Source organism: Pseudomonas plecoglossicida NBRC 103162 = DSM 15088 (assembly GCF_000730665.1).
Taxonomy (GTDB): domain Bacteria; phylum Pseudomonadota; class Gammaproteobacteria; order Pseudomonadales; family Pseudomonadaceae; genus Aquipseudomonas; species Aquipseudomonas plecoglossicida.
On record NZ_BBIV01000033.1, the window covers coordinates 28,539 to 49,179 of the forward strand.

The window sequence follows — 20,641 nt, forward strand, 5'->3', positions numbered from 1 at the left end:
CTGCACCATTGGTTAGTCTCGCGTGGAGTCCAATAAAAACTATAGGCCGCCTCGATGCAACGATTTATCTCGAACGTTCTGGTCAGTGCCATGGCTTTTGCCTCAATGGAAGCCATGGCCGCGCCCGATCTGCTGTTTTTCAATGGCAAGGTGTTCACTGCAGAGCCCGGCCAAGCGCTGGCGCAAGCCGTTGCCGTGGAAAACGGCAAGATCCTCAAAGTGGGCAGCGATGCCGAGATCAAGGCCCTTGCAGGCACCTCGACCGAGGTTGTCGACCTGGGCGGCAAGGTGCTGATGCCTGGCATGATCGACGGCCACAGCCATCCGATCTTCGCCGCCCTTGATGGCCTGGGTTCGAACCTGCTGGACGAAGTCAAACCGTTACCTGAACTTGAACAGTGGATCATTGCCGAGGACAAGGCCGGCCGTGCCCGTCGCGCCGACGTCATCAGCATTGCTGGGGTCAGCTCGGCCTACTGGGAGCAGGACCGGGCGCTCGGGCAGCGCTTCAACCAGGGCCGCTGGGCCGAGCAACCACTGGTCCTGAACGGTATCGACGGGCATACCGGCTGGGCCAACCAGGCCATGCTCGAACGCCTGAAGATCAACGCCGTCCTGGTGAAAGGCCTGCCGGAGAAGGAGCGCAACTACATTGCCCATGAGGCCGATTTCACACCGACGGGTTACCTCGCCGAAAATGGCTGGGATCGTGTGCGCAGTCAGCTGCCCAAGCACAGCGAAGAGATCATGCTGGAGGCCACCCGCCAAGCAGTGAAGATCAACAACCAATACGGCGTCACCGCATGGATGGACGCTGCCTCCAATGCCGGCGCTGGCGACTCGTTGTTCGAACTGCGCCCCACCGAGCAGAACGTCGGCGTGCTACCGCTCTACCGTAAGCTGTCGGAGCTGGGCGAACTGAATGCCCACGTCGCCGCCCTGCTGATTGCCTACCCGAAAAGCAAGCCGCAAGCGCTCGAAGCGTTGGCCAAGGTCATGCAACAGTTTGAAGGTGTGCCGAACCTGACATTCCCCGGCCTCAAGGTCTTCGCCGATGGCATCCTGGAATTCCCGGGCCAGAGCGCCGCAGTGCTTGAGCCCTACAAGAACAGCCAGAAGAAGGGTGAGCTGCTGATCGATCCGGCGAGCTTCGGCAAACTGGTTGAAGCTGCGGAAAAACACGACTGGATCGTGCATGTGCACGCGGTTGGTGACCGTGCCGTGCGTGAAGCACTCAATGGCTTCGCGTATGCCCGCAAGCTCGACCCCACCCCAATGCCGCACAGCATTGGCCACATTCAGCTGATTGACCCGAAAGACTTCCCACGCTTCAAGCAACTAGGGGTGATTGCCGACATGCAACTGCTCTGGGCCACCGCCGAGTCCTATACCGAGGAACTGGTAAAGCCCTACATCAGCGACTCCGCCTACCGCTACATGTACCCCGCGCAGTCCTTGCACAAGGCCGGCGCAGTGATTGCCGGTGGCAGCGACTGGCCGGTGTCGAGCCCTAATCCGTGGAATGCCATTGCCCAGGCCAGCACCCGCAAAGGCCCGCTTGGCGTGCTCAACAGTGGCGAAAGCATCGACCGCGAAAGCATGTTCTACGCCTACACCCTCAACGCCGCCAAAGCCCTGCGTCTGGACCGGCAGATCGGTTCCCTGGCGCCCGGCAAGCAAGCTGACTTGATTGTCCTGGACCGAGATGTGTTCAAGGTCAGCGACGAAGAACTGTTCGAAACCCAGGTGCTGAAGACCTACTTCGCGGGCAAGCAGGTATACGCCCCCAAGTCCTGATACGCCCCCTCAGAACACCAGAACAACAACCTCAATAGCCCAGCCCCGTGCATTGCACGGGGCTGGGCGAAGCATTGCCGCATCTGCCCGACACCAACAAGAACAGGAAGATTCGTATGCGCACGTTACCCGCTCAGCTTCTGCTTGGCCTTGTGCTAGCGCCACTGGGCAGTGCTCAGGCGTTCGAGCTCAATGATCAGTTTCGTCTCGATGTGACGCCCACGCTGGTCAGCGATTATCGCTCCAGTGGCCTCTCGCAAACCCTCGGCGACCCCGCCGCGCAGTTGAACATCGTGCTCAGCCACGCCAGCGGCCTGTACGCGGGTACGTGGACATCAAATGTCGATTTCGGCCATCACACCCGGACCCGCCAGGAAGTCGAGTATTACGCTGGCTACTTTTGGCAGATGACGGACGACATCAGCCTCGACACGTACTACACCAAGTACGACTACCCCCGAGAAAGCGACTTCAACCAGAGTGACGTACAGGCACTGCTGGATGTCTACGGCGTGCTGTTCGGTGCCAAGTACGTTCACAACGCCCTGGGGCCGGAGGTCTGGGACGATAATGAAGCGCACATCATTCACCCGGCAGGCAAAGACGAGGACCTGGCCTCGTTGCTGATCGGCTATCGCACCGTGTTGCCGGCAGAGGTCGGTTTCGAAGCCCGTTACGAATACGTGGACTACAAGGATGATGTCTTTTTCAGTAACGATGGCAACGGCCGCTCTGCGTACCGCAACTGGGAGGTCAAGCTGAGCCGTGAACTGGTGGGTGTGACATGGGGGCTCAGCTACGTCGATACCGAGTTGTCCGATGCCGAGTGCCAGAGCTTTACCGGTTACGACGACTTGTGTGGGCCTGCCGTGATTGCCAGTGCCAGCAAGACATTCTAGGTGCAGCTTCCCAAGCAAATACTGAAGGTTTCAGGTTCAGAATTTCTTTGCGGCCACTGGCCCTATCGCTGGCAAGCCAGCGATAGGGCCAGTGCAAGCGATGAAGATCACTGGCCCGCACGCGCCGGCACCTGCAACAACACCCGCAACCCATCACTGCGGCTGTCGAACTTCAGGCTGCCGGCACAGCGCTGCACGATCGCCTGCACGATCGCCAGCCCCAGCCCGCACCCGCCACTCTGCCCATGACGCCAGAAGCGCTCGGTCAGGTGCTGCAGATCGCCTTCGGCAATCCCCGGCCCGTGGTCGCGAACCATGAAACCGACCTGCCCCGCCTCCATCTGCACCTCCAGCTCCACCTCGCGGTCACCGCCATGGCGCAGGGCGTTGTCGAGCAGGTTGCGCAAGGCCGCCACGGCCAGCGGCGCAGGCATGCCCAGGTAGATCTGCGTGGCCTCGTCGGGCAAGTGCAGCACGATGCGCCGGTTGTCACCGCCCCCGGCATCCTGCACCGCCTGCCGTGCCACTTGCTCGGCGCTGCACTGCACGCCGTCCTCGAACGACAGGCTGCCTTCGACCCGCGCCAGCATCAGCAACTGCTCCAGGGTCCGGTGCATGCGATCGGCGCCCTGCTCGGCATGCTCCAGCGCCTGCTCGCGCACCACGCCGTCGGTCATGCGGGCTACCTGCAGGTGGGTCTTGATCGCCGTCAGCGGGCTGCGCAGTTCGTGCGCGGCATCGTCGGTCAGGCGCCGCTCGCGCTCCAGGGTCTGGCCGATACGCAGGAACAGCTGGTTCTGGGTTTCGAGCAAGGGTTGCAGCTCGCTGGGCAGGCCGGACACCTGCAGGGGTTCGACGCTGTCGGCGCGTCGCCTGCGCAAGGCATCGCGCATGCGGTTGAGCGGCTCCAGGCCCTTGCCCAGGCCGATCCACAACAACCCGAGGCTGCCCAGCAGGGCCATCAGCACCGGTGCCGAGGCCGCCAGCAGGATGGACTGGTTGAGCGCTTCGCGCTCCATGTGACGGTCGGCGGTGGTGATGCGCACATCGCCGTGGTTGTAGGTGAAGGTGCGCCACAACGCGCCGTCGATGGTCTGGTCGCGAAAGCCGCTCTGCTGGTCGTCCATCGTGCCGTCGTGCTTGTGGTTGCTGGCCAGGATCTCGCCGCGCAGCGAGGTCACCTGGCACGCCATGCCGTCGGGCACGCTGAACTGGTCGGCCAAGAAATGCGCTTCTTCGCCCTTGGCGGTCAGCGGTTGCGGCAACTGGTCGATCAGCCCGGCGACCATCCGCGCCGAGGCCACCAGGCGCTGGTCGAGGGAAAACATCATCTGCTGGCGCAGGTCGCGCAGCATCCAGGCGGCGGCAAGCACCCAGATGATGATGAAGGCACTGCCCAGGATCAGGCTGAGGCGGACCCGCAGGCTCATGAGGCGGCTTCCTCCGGCGCCTGCGCCGGCCCCAGGCGGTAGCCCAGGCCGCGCACGGTCTCGACGATGCTGTTGCCGAGCTTGCGGCGCAAGTGGTGGATGTGCACGTTCAGCGCGTTGCTCTCGACTTCGTCGCTGAAGCCGTACACGCAGTCCTTGAGTTGCTCGCTGGACAGCACCCTGCCCGGGTTCTGCAGCAGGGCCTGGAGCAAGGCCTGCTCACGCCGCGACAGGTCGACCGGCTGGCCGGCCAGCGTGGCTTCGCAGCTGCTGGGGTCGTAGCGCAGCGGGCCGTGCTCGATCACGTTCACCGCCCGCCCGGCGACCCGCCGCAGCAAGGTGTGCAGGCGCGCGGCCAGTTCGCGCAGGTCGAACGGTTTGAGCAGGTAGTCGTCGGCGCCGGCCTGCAGCCCGTCGACCCGGTCGGTCACCGCATCGCGGGCGGTGAGCACCAGCACCGGCAGGTCGATGCCCTGCTGGCGCAGGCGGCGCAGCAACTTCAGGCCGTCTTCGTCGGGCAGCCCGAGGTCGAGGATCATCACGTCGAACTGCGCCGCCTGGAGCATGGCCCGGGCAGCGGCGGCATTGGCCACGCGGTCGACGGTCAGGCCCTGGGCGGTAAGGCCGGCGCAGATGCCGCTGGCGATCAGGTCGTCGTCCTCGCAAAGCAGAACGTGCATGGTCAGGAGCTCCCGGAATGGTGTGGGTGGCATTGCACTATGAGGGGATTAACTGGGGATTATGGGCTTTATTCGGTGGACGGTGTGGGGTCATTACCTCGGCGCAAGTCGGAAAAAACCATTTCTGAATTTGCGCATGATTCTACTCGTTCGGAGACGATAGAGACCTTCCCTACAAGCTTTACGGATTTTTCCTCAATTGATCTGTGGTGAGATTTCCCCCTGTACGCGATGTCAGGGAGACACCTCATGTATCTGGATTACCTCGTGCCGTCATGGTTCGAGATCGAGTCACGCATCATTGACGCAATGGGCTATCAAGGAGGCGCCCATTTTCTCGATCACCTCAACCAGGCCGCCCCCTCGCTGTCCCTCAACCTGAACCGGGTCAAGGCGGTGCGCTCGGCCTTCAATCAGGCCGAGTGGCAGGCCAGCGTCATGCTGCGCCAACGCTTTGCCGAGCTTGAGATCGCCAGCATCGTCGATGACCTGCTGAGGGTGGTGAGGGACATGGCGATGATCGTCGCCGCCAGCACCCTCACCGGCGGCGCCATCGGCGCCGGGATCGGGGCATTTGGCGCAGGTGCAGGGGCCATTCCCTTTGCCGGCGCCGGCGCGGCGATGGGCCTGAAGGTCAGTGGCTGGATCCTCGGCGTGCTGGGGCTTGCCTCCATCGCCGAGTTCTTCGTCGAAGGCCCCCACCATTGGCCCACAGTGGAAAAGCGAGATCCACAACCTCGCCATCGCCGCTGAATCAGTACTGATTACTGGTCTCAACATGGCTGGAGTGGTTTTGGCAAAGGTATTTTTTGGCTGGTCAATCCCCAAGAGTACGACTGTGTCGTCAACGCTTGGTTAGAAAACACAAAATTCGCGACATATGACAACTATCATCTCATAGCACGCAGCGCTTTTGGCGACCTCTACTTCTGGGGAGAGAAAACCGGGGCCTCACTTAAAATAAGCAGCATTCTTTCACGGTATGTAACCCGCACATCCATGTACACCGGCGACCAGCTTGACAAAGGCTTTCCTGCTTTTCTCTTATCCATAAGCACAGACTCTAACAATTACGGCGATTTGTTCGAACCCGCTTATCACAGGCTTGGCCCTCTCGCACCGGACGAAATGTACGGTTTTGTCCCAGCCGTAATGCTGGGCGGCCCAAACACACTTGAGCATCTTGCGAAACTTAAAGCCGTAGAGCACCTGACCTTACTATCTCAGATAGCAGACCTCCAGGGTTACAACCAATGAAATCCTAAAACATATACTGACTTTAAATTCAACCTCCTCGAGATAAACAATGGATAGGTTTTTTACTAGATTCGTCGAAGCCTTCGGCCCACCAATCGACCGCCGAGAAGTACCCACCTCAACAATTGAGCGGTACAAAGATAAGCTCCCTCCCAAACTATTGGAGTATTGGTCAGAGCATGGGTGGGCTGGCTATGGAAATGGCATATTCTGGCTGGTCAATCCACAAGAATACGATGCCATGGTTTCATATTGGCTAGAAAATACCAATCTTGGCTCCCACGACACCTACCACCTGATTGCACGAAGTGCTTTCGGAGACCTGTACCTGTGGGGTGAAAACACCGGTTCCATCCTGACCCTTGCGGCCTACCATTCCCGCTACTTCCTGAGCGCTCCAAGCTCAAGCAGCGAAGAACGGGACAACAAGATCCAGAGCCTGCTCATGTGGGCCATGACCGAAAACATCGGCCTGGACCTTTTCGACGAGGCGCGGGCAACATTGGGCGACCTGGCGCCAAATGAGATGTACGGTTTCGTGCCTGCCCTGATGCTGGGAGGCTCAGCCAAACTGGAACGTCTTCAGCGACTCGACGCCGAAGTGCATTTGATTCTGCTCTCGCAGATGGCTGAACTCGAGCCGTATGAGCTCGATGACGAGGAAGCAGAAGATGAAGGCAGAACGAAAGCGCTCAGCGGTAAACCGCTTCAGGCCGATCCACGTCCTGCAACACCCCGGCGTCCTGTACTTCAAGCCTGATGCAACTCGCCGGGTGCGCCTTCAGCACAGAACGCGCCCCTTCATCACCGGTCAGGCATGAAAGCGCCGGCCAGAAATCACGCCCGAACAACACGGGATGCCCCTGCTGCCCCTCATGCCATGGCAAGACGATGGTGGATGGACCTGCAGCCGATACCAGCTGGCCAAAGGTTGCCGGAGCGATCCAGGGCATGTCGCCCAACAGAATCGCCACCGCCACGGCATCGCTGTCGACCAGCGAAGCGGCGCCAGCCGCCAGGCTATGCCCCATGCCCAACCCGGCATCAGGGCTGGCAATGATCCGGCAGTCCCCCGGCAACCCGAGATCCTCGCCCCGCTCGCCATCACGCAGCACAACCCGCACATCGCCGAACACCGAACAGGCCCGCTCGACGCTGTGCACCAGCAAGCTGCGCCCGTCGTCCAGCGCGGCCCGGCGCTTGTCGGCGCCAAAGCGCACACTGCGCCCTGCCGCCAGAACCAGCGCCACTACACTCACAGCGCTGCCCGCTCGATGCCGTTGCGCTGGCGCAGGATATCGGCGAGCACCGCCAGGGCGATCTCCGCCGGTGTCTTGCTGCCCAGATTCAGGCCGATCGGCGCATGGATGCGGGCCAGCTCATCGGCGCCCAGGCCGCCAATCCGGTGCAGGCGTTCGCGACGCTTGTCCGAAGTGGCCCGGGAACCCATCACACCGATGTAGAACGCTTCGGTGCGCACGGCTTCGAGCATGGCCAGGTCATCGATCTTGGGGTCATGGGTCAGCGCCACCACTGCCGTGTCGGCATGGCAACCGCCATTGGCGATGAACTCCGAGGGCAGCTCGCGGCGCACTTCGATGCCGTCCAGCACGACGCCTTCGAGCACTTCATCGCGTGGGTCGCAGAGGATGACCTCGAAACCCATGCCCTTGCCGAACTCGGCACAGTAATGGGCGACGCTGGAATAGCCCGCCAACAGCAGGCGCTGGGCAGCACCGACCCGCACCTGCACACGGCTGGCATCCCGCGAAACCCGTGGTCCCTGGGCATTGTCATCGCTGAGCAGGCGGTCGCCTTGCGGCAAGCTCACCTCGCGCAGCAACCGACGCTGCCCCTGCAAGGCGCTTTCCAGCGCACGCAAATGCGCCTGCACCTCGCAGTCGCTCGGCAGGTTCTCCACCAGCACCTCGAGCACGCCGCCGCACGGCAGGCGAATGTTCGAGCGCCGGTCGCTACCGTCGCCATAGCGCACGATGGCCACCGGCTCCGGAAACTCGCCCAGCGCCACGCGCTCGAGGAAGTCGTCTTCCACGCAGCCACCCGACAGCGAGCCAACCCACTGCCCGCTGTCGTTGACCGCCAGCAACGAGCCCGGCGCACGGGGCGCCGAGCCGTAGGTGGCGAGCACCGTGCACAACCATACCCGCTGGCCGTTGCAGGACCACTGCAACGCCTGGCGTATGACCTGCAGATCGAGATGCTGCACTGTTACTCCGCCTTCAGCTCGGCGAGCTGCTGCACGCTCAGGTCACCGGGCAGTCCGCCCCAGGCCTGGCGCAGGTAGTTGACCATGTCCGTCACCTGCTCGTCATTGAGCTTGTCGGCAAAGCCCGGCATCGGCTGCATGCGTTCGAAGCCGGTGAACTGCTGCTCACGGATACCGTCGAGGATCGCCTTGACCAGGTTGCGCGAGTCGCCCTGGCGCAGCACCGTGTTGCCCTGCATGGCCACCGCAATGTGCGGCTTGCCTTCGCCGTCGACGCCGTGGCAACCGGCGCAGACGTTGAGGTACTGCTGACGGCCGCGCTTGGCGCTGCCTGTGAGCTGGTCCAGTGGCACTGCCTTTATGACCTTGGCAGCCGGTGGCTGTTCACCCAGCAAGTAGGTGGCCATGGCGGCCAGGTCGGCGTCCTCCAGGTGCTGGGTGCTGTGGTGCACCACCGGGAACATCTCGTTGAACATGCTGCCCTGGGCACTGATGCCGTGCTTGAGGAAGGTGGTCAGGTCAGGCTGGGTCCAGCCACGATCCGCCAGGTCCTGGGCCAGCAGGCTCGGGGCCAGGTAGCCGTTGAGCAGGCCACCGGTCAGGCGCTTGTCCTGTTGCAGTGCACCGATCGGATTGCGCGGGGTGTGGCACTCGCCACAGTGGCCCATGACTTCAACCATGTACTGCCCGCGCTGCCAGGCCGGGCTCTTACCCTCGGTGGGCTGCAACTGCACGCTCTTGCCGTAGAGCATGTTCCAGCCGGACAGGCCCGTGCGCACGTTGAACGGGAAGCTCAGCTTGGTTTCCGGTGCCGGACGGTTGATCGGCGGGATGGTCATCAGATACGCCAGGATCGCGTCGGAATCTTCCCGGGTGATCAGGTGGTACGAGGTGTACGGCATCGCCGGATACAGGTTGGCGCCATCCTTGCGCTTGCCCTCGGTCACCGCGGCGAAGAACTCGTCGGCGCTGTAGTTGCCGATGCCGTGCTGCTTGTCCGGGGTGATGTTGCTGCCGTAGATGGTGCCAAACGGCGAATGGATCGGCAGGCCACCGGCGAACGGTGCGCCACCCTCGGCGGTGTGGCAGGCCATGCAGTCGGCGGCGCGGGACAGATATTCACCACGCTTGACCTGGGCGTCATCGGACGCCTGTGCAGCCAGCGAGACGGCGAGGCCAAGCGCCAGCGCCAGGCCGGAACGAACGAAGCCCATGCTCAACCCTCCTTGACCAGGCCAAGATCATTGAGCACCGTGCGCGTGGCGTCGTAATAACGCACATAACCGGTGCAACGGCAGATGTGGTGACCGAGGCTGGCCTCGATGCTGTCTTCCACTTCGCTTTTCTTCAGCGGCTGGCGCTGGGCCTTTTCCACCAGCACGGTGGCGGCGTTGACGAAGCCCGGTGCGCAGTAGCTGCACTGGAAGGCGAACAGGTCGACGAACTTCTGCTGGATCGGGTTCAACGTCAGGTTGCCGGCCTCGTCCTGCTTGGCGTGGCCTTCGATGGTGCGCACTTTCTTGCCGGCAAAGTAATGGGCGCCGGTGATGCAGGTGCGCACTTCTTCGCTGGTGCCGTCGGGGTTGTCGACGATCACCACGCAGGCGTGGCAAATGCCCTGGCCGCAGCCCAGGCGGGAGCCGGTGAGGTTCTGGTGCTCGTGCAGGTAGTCGATCATCGCCAGGTTATCGGGGACCTCGACCGGGCCGACCGGTTGACCGTTGAGGGTCAGTTGAAGCGAACGGTTAGCCATTGAGGGCCTCCTTGATACGGGCTGGAGTAATCGGAAGATCGCGTACACGTTTGCCAATGGCATGGGCCACGGCGTTGCCGATGGCACCGACCACCGGGATCATCACCACTTCGGCGATGCCTTTGGACGGGTCGGTCGGCGACAGCGGCGGCAGGATTTCGGACGTCTGCTGCCATACCGCCACGTCCTTGGCGAACGGCAAGCGATAGCGGTTGAAGTTCCAGTCGCCCTCCCCCGGGCCGCCTTCATGCAGGGGCATGTCTTCGGTCAGCGCATGGCCGATGCCCATGGCGATACCGCCTTCGAGCTGGCCCTTGACCAGTTCCGGCACCAGCACACGGCCGCATTCGACCCAGCTGTGGTGGTTGAGCACCTGCACTTCGCGGGTGCCCTTGTTCACCTTCACTTCGACGATGGTCGCCACTGGGCTGTAGTAGGTGACCATGGCGTTGTTCAGCTGGGTGGCCGGGTAGCCCGGGTTCTGCCGGTCGAGCAGGTGGAAGCCGTTGCTGCTCATCTGGGCTTTCTTGGCATTCGGCGCACCGTCGCCATACTTCACCGCCATGGCGTCGAGCGGGAAGCGCTCGCGCACGCCGTCGATGACGAAGTCGGCCTCGGCCCAGCTCCAGCGGTTGAAACCGTGCACGCTGACGCCGGTCACCAGGCCCATTTCGTGGGCTTTTTTCGCCAGTTCGGCGAACGGGATTGGCGCCAGGCCGTTGCCGGTCAGCTCGCCGTTGACCCACACGGCATTCTCGCGGCGCACCACCAGCGGGTTGGCCTGGCCACCGAACGGGCCCTTGCTCCACAGGGCCATCGCTGCGGGCCACAGGCCGTGGTTGAACAGCACACGCGCCGCTTCACGGGTGGCGTGGCTGAAGTAGAAGGCCGAGTTGGTCGCCGACGACGGCGAGGCCAGCTTGCCGACCCAGCGCGGGTTGCGCAGCGCAGCATCCTGCTCGGCCTGGCTGATCAGGTACGGGTTGCCGCTGGTGCTCAGCTGCAGCTCGGGCCATTCGGTGATGGCTGTCTTCACCTCATCGGCCGAGCGGCCGAGGAAGTCGCTGACCACCAGGGCCTGGGAGGTCGACATGCCAGTGCCCAGCTCGGTGCCGATGTGGCGCAGGCTGATGCGGCCGTCCGCGGTGAACTCGACGCTGGCCATCGGCGCTTCGGAGCCGGTGCCGAAGTCTTTCTGGCAGATGGCGAAGCCCACGCCGTACCAGTGGTCCGGGTCCTTGGCGTCCATCGCCTTTTTGCGCGCGTCGCGGTTGCGCCACCACTCGTGGGCGGCAGCCTTGTCGAGGATCTCGTGCAGGCGCAGGGCACCGGCCGGGACCGCGCCCTGGGTGTTCTTCATGCCCGACTTCAGCGCGTTGGCACGGCGCAGTTCGATGGCATCCACGCCCAGGCGGCCGGCGACCTCGTCGACCATCATTTCGGTGGCGGCCATGGACTGCAGGGTGCCGTAGCCGCGCATGGAGCCGGCCTCGACGCCACGCGAGTGGTAAGCGGTGACCGACAGGTCGTTCTGCGGCATGTAGTAGATCGACTGGGCAGCCGTGGCGCCCACTGCAGCCACCGACGGGCTGTAGTTGATGCGACCACCGCCGTCGCAGCTCATGTCGGCGCGGAAGATCTTGAAGCTGTTGTCCTTCTTGTCCACGGCCAGTTGGTAGCGAATGTCGAAGGCGTGACGCTTGATGCCGCTCTGGAACTGCTCGTAGCGGTCGTTGGCCAGGCGGATCGGCACACCGGCGCCATACAGCGCGGCGACTGCGGCGTAGAACACGAAGATGTTGTTGTCCTTGGAGCCGTAACCCACGGTGTAGCCAGGGTGCATGTTCAGGTGCTGCAGGGCGAAGCGCGACGGCTTGATCATGTGCACGCATTCCTGCGCCACTTCGAACGGGCACTGGGTGGCGACCACGAAGTGTAGCGTGCCGCTGGCCGGGTCGTACCAGCCGTTGCCGTTGTCCGGCTCAAGAGCCGCCGGCTCGATGGACGGGGTCTTGTAGCGCTCGTCGAACACCAGCCAGTCCTGCGGCGGGTTGTCCAGCTGCTCGCCGATGCGCTTGGCATAGAACAGGCCCTGCTCGGTCAGGTCGCCGTGCTGGTTGGGTTCCTTCGACCACACCGGTTTGCGGTTGAGGATGGTCGGGAACAGCATGGAGTTCTTCAGGCTGGAGAACTCGTCGTCATCGAACGGCGTGGCACCGCCGACGCGCACGAAGCGGAAGCTGCCGTAGGGGTCGCGCTGGAACAGCGGCGCCTGGGCGCCGTAGCGGATCGCCTTGTCGTTGAACTGCAGCTTGCGCTTGGCCTGGCGATAGCGCTCGAAGTCGTGCCAGATCAGGATCGCCACCGGGTGGCCGATGAACATCGGCACCTTGCCCGGCGGCAGCAGCGGGTCGGGCGAATGGGCTTCGGGCCAGGCGATACCGTCCTTCTGCAGGTCGGCGGCGGTGACGATGCGGTCCGGTTGCAGGTCGGCGCCGAGCCAGTCGAGGTCGTAGCCTGCGTAGATACGGTCGGCCTTGGTGATCTTGAGCAACATCGCGTGGCCTTGCTGGGCGGGCCAGCCGGGCATGTCCTTGGAACGGATGTCGCGGGCGAAGACCTTGTTGCCACACACCTTGGAGAGGGCATCGTTACGGAAACGCGCCTTGCCATCGTGGTTCATCCACTTCTGCGGCGAGGTGGTGACGCGGTCTTCCATCAGGGCGGCGAACGCCTGGCTGCCGAGTGGCGCCAGGGTCACGCCGACGCCGGCGATCAACCCACCTTGCAGGAAGGAGCGCCGGGAAATATCACGGTTGGACATGCTTGATCCTCTGGGCAGAAAGGGAGGTCTGCCCATCTTTTGATTCTAGGTGCTGGAGAACTGGGAGGGGGGAAGCCTGGAAGCTGACTACAAGGTCAGATTTATATCAGAAAAACGCCCCTAGGCAAAGTCAAGCGGACAGTATGTCGCGGCGTGTCTCAATCGGACGACAGCATGTGTGGGAAGCGGGTTAACCTTGGGTTAATCGACCCACGCCAGCATGGCCCCACTTCACGTACTGCCAAGGCGAAGACATGCGCGTTTTCCTGCTCTTCCTGACATTGCTGCTGGCCGGCCCACTGCAAGCCAATCCCTTCGACGTCAAGCCCGACTTCCTGCCGGTGAACCAGGCCTTCGTGTTGACCCACGACCGCCAGGCCGACGGCCAGGTGCGCCTGTTCTTCCAGATCAAGCAGGGTTACTACCTGTATCAGAAGCGCCTGAAGTTCGACGGCCTGCCCGCCGAGCAACAGCCGCAGCTGCCACCCGCCCTGAACCACCACGACGAATTCTTCGGTGACAGCGCGGTGTACCGCGATCAGCTCGAATTGCTGCTGCCGGCCGACGCCCAGGGCCAACTGCGCCTGGGTTGGCAGGGCTGCGCCGACGCCGGCCTGTGCTACCCGCCGCAGACCACGGTGATCGAACTGGGCGGCAAGGCCGCACCCTTCGCCGCACCCGCTGACCAGGCCAGCGATCAGGCCCTGGCCAGCGGCCTGCAGAGCGCCAGCCTGGCCTGGAGCCTGCTGGCGTTCTTCGGCCTCGGCCTGCTGCTGGCATTCACCCCCTGCTCGCTGCCGATGCTGCCAATCCTCGCCGGCATCGTCCTCGGCAACGGCGCCAGCGCCCGGCGTGGCTGGGTGCTGGCAGGCGTCTACGTATTGAGCATGGCGCTGGTGTATGCGGCGCTGGGCGTGGTCGCCGCCCTGCTGGGCGCGAGCCTGCAGGCCTGGCTGCAACAGCCGTGGCTGTTGGGCAGCCTGGCGGCGTTGTTCGTGGTACTGGCGCTGCCGATGTTCGGCGCCTTCGAGCTGCAGCTGCCCGCCGCCCTGCGCGACCGCCTGGACCGTGCCGGGCAAGGCACCCAGGGCGGCAACCTGTTCGGTGCCGCGTTGCTGGGCGCATTGTCCGGGCTGCTGATGGGCCCGTGCATGACCGCGCCGCTGGCCGGTGCGCTGCTGTTCATCGCCCAGAGCGGGGATGTACTGCAGGGCGCGCTGGTACTGTTCACCCTGGGCCTGGGCATGGGCGTACCACTGCTGTTGCTGGTGACCCTGGGCAACCGTTACCTGCCGCGCCCCGGCGCCTGGATGAATCGGGTCAAGGGGGTGTTCGGCTTCGTGTTCCTGGCCATGGCCCTGTACACCGTGCGCGGCCTGCTGGGTGCCCCGCTGCTGCTGGCCTTGAGCGGCGCCTGGCTGATCGCCCTGGGCTGGGCCGCCTGGCCTGCCCTGCAGCGCCTGCCGGCGCTGCGCGCGGTGCCGCTGCTGGGGGCCCTGTGGGGTGGCTTGCTGCTGGTCGGCGCCGCAGCCGGTGGCGATGACCTCTGGCAACCGCTGCGGCCGTTCGCCGGTGTCGCCGCGCCGGCTTCGGCCCAGCAAGGCGAAGAGGTGTTCGTCACGGTCAGCACCCCGCAAGACCTGCAACGCGAACTGGACGCCGCCAAGGCCCGCGGCCAGTGGGTGATGCTGGACTACTATGCCGACTGGTGCGTGTCGTGCAAGGTCATGGAAAAGCAGGTGTTTGCCCATAATGAAGTGCAGGACAGCCTGGCTGGCGTGCACCTGTTGCGCCTGGACGTGACCGCCGACGCGCCGGCCAGCCGCGAGCTGCTGCAGCGCTACCAGGTCCCCGGCCCGCCGAGCATCATCTGGCTCGGCCCGGAAGGCGAAGAGCGCCGGGCGCGGCGCATTACCGGTGAAGTGGACGCTGCCGCGTTCCTGCAACACTGGACCCAGACCCGGAGTCAAGGCTGATGCTGACCGTCACGCTGGGGCCGCTGACCATGGCCCTGAACCACCTGTTGATGCTCGCGGCTCTGGGCGTGGCCAGCCTGGTCGGATGGTGGGCAGCCCGGCGTGGCGGTGAAAGCCCGGAATCGGCGCTGTTCAACCTGTTCCTGGTCGGCATCGTGTGTGCCCGCCTGGGCTTCGTCGCCGCCTACTGGCCGATGTACCGCGACGACCCGCTGCAGGTCATCGATATCCGCGATGGCGGTTTCCTGTTCTGGTCGGGGCTGGTCGGCATCGTCCTCGCCGCGCTCTGGCAAGGCTGGCGCCACCCCGGGCTGCGCCGCCCACTGGGCTGGGCGTTGTTCAGCGGTGCGCTGTTCTGGGGCCTGGCCAGCCTGGGCAGCCACCTGTACAGCAAAGGCACCGAGCTGCCCGAGCTGAGCCTGCGCAATGCCGGCGGCCAGCCCGTGGCCCTGCACAGCTACCGTGGCAAACCCTTGGTAATCAATATCTGGGCCACCTGGTGCCCGCCCTGCCGGCGGGAAATGCCTGTGCTGCAGCAGGCCCAGGGCGAATACCCCCACGTGACCTTCCTGTTCGTCAACCAGGGCGAGACGCCGGAAAACGTCAGCACCTTCCTCGCCACCACCGGGCTGAGCCTGACCCACGTGCTGTTCGACGGCACCGGCGCGCTGGCCCAGCGGGTCGGCTCGATGGCGCTGCCGACCACCTTGTTCTACGACGCCGACGGCCGCCTGATCGGCAGCCACCTTGGCGAACTGTCCCGGGCCAGCCTGCGCCATGCCCTGGAACCTTTCCAACGGGCCGCCGCGCCCGCCTCTGCCGCACAAGGAAATTGACATGCGATTGACTGCACTGCTGCCCCTCTCCCTGGCCCTGCTGGCCGCCCCACTGGTACACGCCGAGGAGTTGCCCAAGGCGATCCAGCAACTGCAAGCCAAGGGTGCCGTGATCAAGGGCAGCTTCGATGCGCCCGACGGCCTGCGCGGCTATGCCGCCGAGTACCAGAACAATGGCATCGCGCTGTACCTGACGCCGGATGGCAAGCACGTGCTGGTCGGTAGCCTGTTCGACGAGCAAGGCAAGGACATGAGCGCCGAGCCGCTGGAAAAGCTGGTGTACGGGCCAATGTCCAAGGCCATCTGGGCGAAGCTGGAAAACACCAGCTGGATCGCCGACGGCAAGGCCGATGCGCCGCGCAAGGTGTACCTGTTCAGCGACCCGAACTGCCAGTACTGCAACATGTTCTGGCAGCAGGCCCGACCGTGGGTGGAGTCGGGCAAGGTGCAGCTGCGGCACATCATGGTCGGCATCATCCGTGAGGACAGCCCGGGCAAGTCGGCGGCGCTGCTGGCGTCCAAGGACCCGGCCAAGGCGCTGCAACAGCACGAGTCGGCTGGCAGGGCGAGCACCCTGAAGGCGATGGACAAGGTACCGGAGGCGGTGCAGAAGAAGCTCGAAGGCAATCTGGCGTTGATGGAAGAGATGGGATTGCAGGCGACGCCGGCGATCTTCTATCAGGATGAACAGGGCAACCTGCAGAGCCAGCAAGGGGCGCCGCGGCCGGAACTGCTGGGGCAGATTCTCGGCAAGCGTTGAGTTGGCGGCGGGCCGCACAGCGGCCCCACGAACTCGGCGCAACGTGCAACGTTCGAGCAACCGCGCCCCCAGGCTTCGGAATTCAATCGGCAGGCGCCGTGACGCTGATCCGATAAGGCTGGAAGATCCGCGTCAGTTCGCCGGTCTCGCGCAGGTAGCGCAGCAGCGCGGCGAACTGCTCGGCGCTGATGGGGGCGCCTGGGCGCAGCAAGGCATAGTGGTGATAGACCTGGTCGATGCGCTCGGAAGCCATCAGCTGCTCGAGGCTTGCGGGGTTGCGCACGAGGAAATCGCTGAGGTAGGAGCGCGTGACCAGGGCGATGTCGGCACGCCCGGCCTGGACCATCAGCAGGTTGCTGTCATGGGAATAGGTCAGGGTCGCGTTGAAGGCCGTGCGCAAGTGATCGGGGTCGGGGTCGAAGCTGGCGAACGCGTAGTGATAGCCATTGAACAGCGCCAGGCGCTTGCCCTGCAGGTCATCGAAGTACTGCTGGCCACGGCCCTCGAGCCTTTTGGCGACGAACACCTCGGCGTCTTCCAGGCCCATGTCCACGGTCTGGTGCGGGATCTGCTGCCAACCCCAACCCGGGTTCTCGAAGATGGCCATGTCGGTGCGGCCTTGCTGCAGGTCGCCAAAACGCCGCTGGATGGACGTGGGCACCAGGACGAAGTGGTAATCCCGTTGCAAGCGGTTCAAGGCATCCACCAGTTGCGGCAAGAGCCCTGTGTCGGCGCCCTGCTCCGGGCGCACGGTATATGGCGGGAAATGCGCGGCACCGACCTTCACCTCGATGGCATCGGCAGCCCATGCCGGTGCCGCCAGCCAGATAGCGGCAAACAGCAACAGCGTGGAAACAACCTTCAGGCCGGGCGCTGGAGTCAAGACGGACACTCATCACGGTTCATACCTGGATGGCCTAAGCTAGGCGTTTTCCGAAACGGGCACAACTGCTGGAAGCGCCAAAATGAGGGCATTTTGCCAGAGGGTGCCATGCGCCCGGACATTGGCTACGCTGCTCTAGCATTCATGGCGAGGGAGCCTGGTATGGGCCACTGGTTGGTGATCGACCTGGAAGCCACCACCGATGACGGTGGCTGGCCGGTCACGGAAATGGAAATCATTGAAATCGGCGCCAGCCTGGTGACCCGCGAGGGCCGCGAGGTGGACCATTTCCAGCGTTTCGTGCGGCCGCGGCGGCGGCCGCAGCTGACGCCGTTCTGCCGCGAGCTGACCCACATCAGCCAGGCCAGCGTCGACAGCGCCGCGCCGTTCCCGGAGGTGTGGGCGCGCTTCGAACGCTGGCTGGGGCACCACCGCGGGCAACTGCAGGCGTGGGTGAGCTGGGGCGACTACGATCGCCAGCAACTGTTGCAGGAATGGCAGCAGCATCATCTCGACAGCCTGTTGCGCACACTGCCGCACATCAACCTCAAGCAGCGCTTCGCCAAGGCCCGCCATCTGCAGCGCCCGACCGGGCTCAACGGCGCCTTGCAACTGGCCGGGATGCACTTTTGCGGCCAGCAGCACAGGGCCCTGGAAGATGCCCGCAATACCGCGCGCCTGTTGCCCTTGAGCCTGCCTGAAAGCAGATGACGGCGGGAATGGGCTTGGGCATACTGGCCAGCCCGTTTTCACCCCCATTCTTTCAGGAGTCGCCCATGTTCCAGGTCAATGAGTACTTCAACGGCACCGTCAAGTCGATCGCCTTCGCAGGTACCGAAGGTCCGGCCACCGTCGGTGTGATGGCCCCGGGCGAATACGAGTTCGGCACCGCCAAGCGTGAAATCATGCACGTGGTTTCCGGCGCGCTGACCGTCAAGCTGCCGGGTAGCGACAACTGGGAAACCTTCAACGCCGGCGACAAGTTCAATGTGCCTGCCGACAGCAAGTTCCAGCTGCAGGTCAAGGTGGATACCGCTTACCTGTGCGAGTATCGCGACTAAGCAACACGCCTGCTCTGGCCCTATCGCCGGCAAGCCGGCTCCCACAACAATCGTGTGGGAGCCGGCTTGCCGGCGATGAAGCCAGCGCTATTTCAGCAAAAAACCCGCCACCCGCTCAGCCGCCACCTGCAGGTGCTGATCATGGCTGAACCCCGAAGCCTTCAGCGGCTTGAGGTCATGATCCCCCGCCACCAGCCAGCTCACCTCGATCGCCGCTGACAACGCATACCCCTGCACCGCCTCGCGATTACCCAACGCATCCCGCTCGCCCTGCACGATCAGCGTCGGTGTCTTCAAGCCCGCCAAATGCTCGACCCGCGGTTTCTCCGGCTTGCCCACCGCATAGAACGGATACCCCAGGCACACCAGCGCATCGGCCCCCAGTTCGTCCGCCAGCAGGCTGGCCATGCGCCCGCCCATGGACTTGCCGCCAATCGCCAGCTTTCCCGTGACCAAAGGTCGCACCTGCCGGTACACCTCGCGCCAGCACTCGAGCAATACCCCCTGCGGATTGGGTGGCCGCTTGCCCCCGCCAGCCCTGCGCTGGGCCATGTAGGGGAACTCGAAGCGAACCACGCCAACCCCAAGCGCAGCCAGCCTTTGCGCCATTTCGTTCATGAACTCGCTGTCCATTGGCGCACCTGCGCCGTGGGCCAGGATCAAGCACCCCGCAGGTGCACTATGTGCCTGATTCGAAGGGGAATCGCAGCGCAAGCCTGGGACATTTCCGATCTTCGCCCATTGATCCCCGTCAATACAGGCACTTTGCCCATTAATCATGCTTGCCTCGCTATATAGCCTGCCAAATAACCGTGGATGGGAACCCATACATGAACACAACCAACAGTACCGCCTATAACTACAAGGTGGTCCGCCAATTCGCCATCATGACGGTGGTGTGGGGAATCGTCGGGATGGGGCTCGGCGTCTTCATCGCCGCCCAGCTCGCCTGGCCTTCCCTGAATTTCGACCTCCCCTGGACCAGCTTCGGCCGCCTGCGACCCCTGCATACCAATGCGGTGATCTTCGCCTTCGGCGGCTGTGCGCTGTTCGCGACCTCCTATTATTCGGTGCAACGCACCTGCCAGACCACCCTGTTCGCACCCAAGCTGGCCGCGTTCACCTTCTGGGGCTGGCAACTGGTCATCCTGCTGGCAGCCATCACCCTGCCGCTGGGCTACACCAGTTCCAAGGAGTACGCAGAACTGGAATGGCCGATCGACATCCTGATCACCATCGTCTGGGTCAGCTACGCCATCGTGTTCTTCGGCACGCTGATGAAGCGCAACACCAAGCACATCTACGTCGGCAACTGGTTCTTCGGCGCGTTCATCCTCACCGTGGCGATGCTGCACATCGTCAACAACCTGGCACTGCCGGTCAGCCTGACCAAGTCGTACTCGGTGTATGCCGGTGCCACCGACGCCATGGTGCAGTGGTGGTACGGCCACAACGCCGTGGGCTTCTTCCTGACCGCGGGCTTCCTGGGGATGATGTACTACTACGTGCCCAAGCAGGCCGAGCGCCCGGTGTATTCCTATCGCCTGTCGATCGTCCACTTCTGGGCGCTGATCACCCTGTACATCTGGGCCGGCCCGCACCACCTGCACTACACCGCGCTGCCTGACTGGGCGCAGTCGCTGGGCATGGTGATGTCGCTGATCCTGCTGGCGCCGAGCTGGGGCGGCATGATCAACGGCATGATGACCTTGTCCGGGGCCTGGCACAAATTGCGCAGCGACCCGATCCTGCGTTTCCTGGTGGTATCGCTGGCGTTCTACGGCATGTCCACCTTCGAAGGCCCGATGATGGCCATCAAGACGGTCAACGCCCTGTCCCACTACACCGACTGGACCATCGGCCACGTCCACGCCGGCGCCCTCGGCTGGGTGGCGATGATCTCGATCGGCGCGCTGTACCACACCATCCCGAAAGTGTTCGGCAAGGAGCAGATGCACAGCATCGGCCTGATCAACGCGCACTTCTGGCTGGCAACCATCGGCACCGTGCTGTACATCGCCTCGATGTGGGTCAACGGCATCGCCCAGGGCCTGATGTGGCGGGCGGTCAACAGCGACGGCACGCTCACCTACTCGTTCGTGGAAACCCTGGTGGCCAGCCACCCTGGCTTCATCGTGCGCTTCGTCGGTGGCGCGATCTTCCTCAGCGGCATGTTCCTGATGGCCTGGAACACCTGGCGCACCGTGCGCGCCCCGGCCGCCAATGCTGCCCCTGCCAACGTGCAACTGGCCTGAGGA

Annotated in this window: 19 protein-coding genes and 1 pseudogene; 11 read left to right on the top strand and 9 right to left on the bottom strand. The window is 63.9% G+C overall.

The features are described 5' to 3' along the window. The first annotated feature begins 54 nt into the window (after nucleotides 1–54). Both PPL01S_RS18010 and PPL01S_RS18015 read left to right on the top strand, forming a co-directional pair. The gene (locus tag PPL01S_RS18010) at nucleotides 55–1,797 is read left to right on the top strand and encodes an amidohydrolase (protein WP_028625106.1); all 1,743 of its coding nucleotides are present in this window, start codon (nucleotides 55–57) and stop codon (nucleotides 1,795–1,797) included. Between the two features lie 116 nt (nucleotides 1,798–1,913). Further along, on the top strand, nucleotides 1,914–2,696 hold the full coding sequence (locus PPL01S_RS18015) for a TorF family putative porin (protein ID WP_016393080.1): 783 nt from the start codon (nucleotides 1,914–1,916) through the stop codon (nucleotides 2,694–2,696). Nucleotides 2,697–2,803: 107 nt separating this feature from the next. On the opposite strand, the gene PPL01S_RS18020 is transcribed toward PPL01S_RS18015, so the two are convergent. Together PPL01S_RS18020 and PPL01S_RS18025 are read right to left on the bottom strand one after the other, a co-directional pair. After that, a complete protein-coding gene (locus PPL01S_RS18020; protein ID WP_016393079.1) occupies nucleotides 2,804–4,126 on the bottom strand; it encodes an ATP-binding protein in 1,323 nt (440 codons plus the stop codon). Beyond that, entirely contained in the window at nucleotides 4,123–4,806 is a 684-nt protein-coding gene (locus tag PPL01S_RS18025; RefSeq protein WP_016393078.1) for a response regulator, read from the bottom strand. The genes PPL01S_RS18020 and PPL01S_RS18025 overlap by 4 nt, the downstream gene beginning before the upstream one ends. A 249-nt stretch (nucleotides 4,807–5,055) precedes the next feature. On the opposite strand from PPL01S_RS18025, the pseudogene PPL01S_RS18030 reads away from it, so the two are divergent. From PPL01S_RS18030 to PPL01S_RS18040, 3 genes and pseudogenes are all read left to right on the top strand, one after another. Further along, a pseudogene (locus tag PPL01S_RS18030) lies at nucleotides 5,056–5,502 on the top strand (DUF6861 domain-containing protein); the annotation flags it as partial. Nucleotides 5,503–5,559: 57 nt separating this feature from the next. Next, on the top strand, nucleotides 5,560–6,063 hold the full coding sequence (locus PPL01S_RS18035; protein WP_345940130.1) for a GAD-like domain-containing protein: 504 nt from the start codon (nucleotides 5,560–5,562) through the stop codon (nucleotides 6,061–6,063). Between the two features lie 49 nt (nucleotides 6,064–6,112). Then, a complete protein-coding gene (locus PPL01S_RS18040; RefSeq protein ID WP_081833288.1) occupies nucleotides 6,113–6,823 on the top strand; it encodes a GAD-like domain-containing protein in 711 nt (236 codons plus the stop codon). Here PPL01S_RS18040 and PPL01S_RS18045 read toward each other — a convergent pair. Genes PPL01S_RS18045 through PPL01S_RS18065 form a run of 5 tightly spaced genes read right to left on the bottom strand, consistent with a single transcriptional unit; the run spans nucleotide 6,756 to nucleotide 12,867 of the window. After that, entirely contained in the window at nucleotides 6,756–7,322 is a 567-nt protein-coding gene (locus PPL01S_RS18045; RefSeq protein ID WP_016393074.1) for a nucleotidyltransferase family protein, read from the bottom strand. The two genes, PPL01S_RS18040 and PPL01S_RS18045, sit on opposite strands and share 68 nt — an antisense overlap. Next, complete coding sequence (locus PPL01S_RS18050) at nucleotides 7,319–8,290, bottom strand: XdhC family protein (protein ID WP_016393073.1); 972 nt, start codon at nucleotides 8,288–8,290, stop codon at nucleotides 7,319–7,321. Before PPL01S_RS18050 ends, PPL01S_RS18045 begins: the two co-directional genes overlap by 4 nt. A gap of 2 nt (nucleotides 8,291–8,292) precedes the next feature. Next, nucleotides 8,293–9,504, bottom strand: a complete 1,212-nt coding sequence (locus PPL01S_RS18055) for a cytochrome c (RefSeq protein ID WP_016393072.1) — start codon at nucleotides 9,502–9,504, stop codon at nucleotides 8,293–8,295. A 2-nt stretch (nucleotides 9,505–9,506) separates the two neighbouring features. Next, nucleotides 9,507–10,043: a (2Fe-2S)-binding protein gene (locus tag PPL01S_RS18060; RefSeq protein ID WP_028625107.1), complete on the bottom strand. Its 537-nt coding sequence runs from the start codon at nucleotides 10,041–10,043 to the stop codon at nucleotides 9,507–9,509. Further along, nucleotides 10,036–12,867 carry a xanthine dehydrogenase family protein molybdopterin-binding subunit gene (locus PPL01S_RS18065; protein ID WP_016393070.1) on the bottom strand — a complete coding sequence of 944 codons (2,832 nt, stop codon included), beginning with the start codon at nucleotides 12,865–12,867 and terminating at the stop codon, nucleotides 10,036–10,038. Before PPL01S_RS18065 ends, PPL01S_RS18060 begins: the two co-directional genes overlap by 8 nt. 254 nt (nucleotides 12,868–13,121) lie before the next feature. Here PPL01S_RS18065 and dsbD point away from each other — a divergent pair, with 254 nt between their 5' ends. The 3 genes from dsbD to dsbG are packed head-to-tail and all read left to right on the top strand — an operon-like array spanning nucleotide 13,122 to nucleotide 16,439. Further along, the gene (gene dsbD, locus PPL01S_RS18070; protein WP_016393069.1) at nucleotides 13,122–14,843 is read left to right on the top strand and encodes a protein-disulfide reductase DsbD; all 1,722 of its coding nucleotides are present in this window, start codon (nucleotides 13,122–13,124) and stop codon (nucleotides 14,841–14,843) included. After that, nucleotides 14,843–15,679, top strand: a complete 837-nt coding sequence (locus PPL01S_RS18075) for a TlpA disulfide reductase family protein (protein WP_016393068.1) — start codon at nucleotides 14,843–14,845, stop codon at nucleotides 15,677–15,679. The genes dsbD and PPL01S_RS18075 overlap by 1 nt, the downstream gene beginning before the upstream one ends. A 1-nt stretch (nucleotide 15,680) precedes the next feature. Further along, entirely contained in the window at nucleotides 15,681–16,439 is a 759-nt protein-coding gene (dsbG, locus tag PPL01S_RS18080) for a thiol:disulfide interchange protein DsbG (protein WP_016393067.1), read from the top strand. An 82-nt stretch (nucleotides 16,440–16,521) separates the two neighbouring features. Here dsbG and PPL01S_RS18085 read toward each other — a convergent pair whose 3' ends face one another. Continuing rightward, complete coding sequence (locus PPL01S_RS18085; RefSeq protein ID WP_028625108.1) at nucleotides 16,522–17,322, bottom strand: substrate-binding periplasmic protein; 801 nt, start codon at nucleotides 17,320–17,322, stop codon at nucleotides 16,522–16,524. 162 nt (nucleotides 17,323–17,484) lie between these two features. On the opposite strand from PPL01S_RS18085, the gene PPL01S_RS18090 reads away from it, so the two are divergent. Beyond that, nucleotides 17,485–18,033 (top strand): 3'-5' exonuclease, encoded by a 549-nt coding sequence (locus tag PPL01S_RS18090; RefSeq protein WP_016393065.1) that lies wholly within the window; start codon nucleotides 17,485–17,487, stop codon nucleotides 18,031–18,033. A 65-nt stretch (nucleotides 18,034–18,098) separates the two neighbouring features. Then, a complete protein-coding gene (ppnP, locus tag PPL01S_RS18095; protein ID WP_016393064.1) occupies nucleotides 18,099–18,383 on the top strand; it encodes a pyrimidine/purine nucleoside phosphorylase in 285 nt (94 codons plus the stop codon). A gap of 87 nt (nucleotides 18,384–18,470) precedes the next feature. On the opposite strand, the gene PPL01S_RS18100 is transcribed toward ppnP, so the two are convergent. Beyond that, nucleotides 18,471–19,163 (bottom strand): alpha/beta family hydrolase, encoded by a 693-nt coding sequence (locus PPL01S_RS18100; protein ID WP_016393063.1) that lies wholly within the window; start codon nucleotides 19,161–19,163, stop codon nucleotides 18,471–18,473. 50 nt (nucleotides 19,164–19,213) lie between these two features. On the opposite strand from PPL01S_RS18100, the gene ccoN reads away from it, so the two are divergent. Continuing rightward, nucleotides 19,214–20,638: a cytochrome-c oxidase, cbb3-type subunit I gene (gene ccoN, locus PPL01S_RS18105; protein WP_016393062.1), complete on the top strand. Its 1,425-nt coding sequence runs from the start codon at nucleotides 19,214–19,216 to the stop codon at nucleotides 20,636–20,638. Nucleotides 20,639–20,641: the final 3 nt, after the last annotated feature.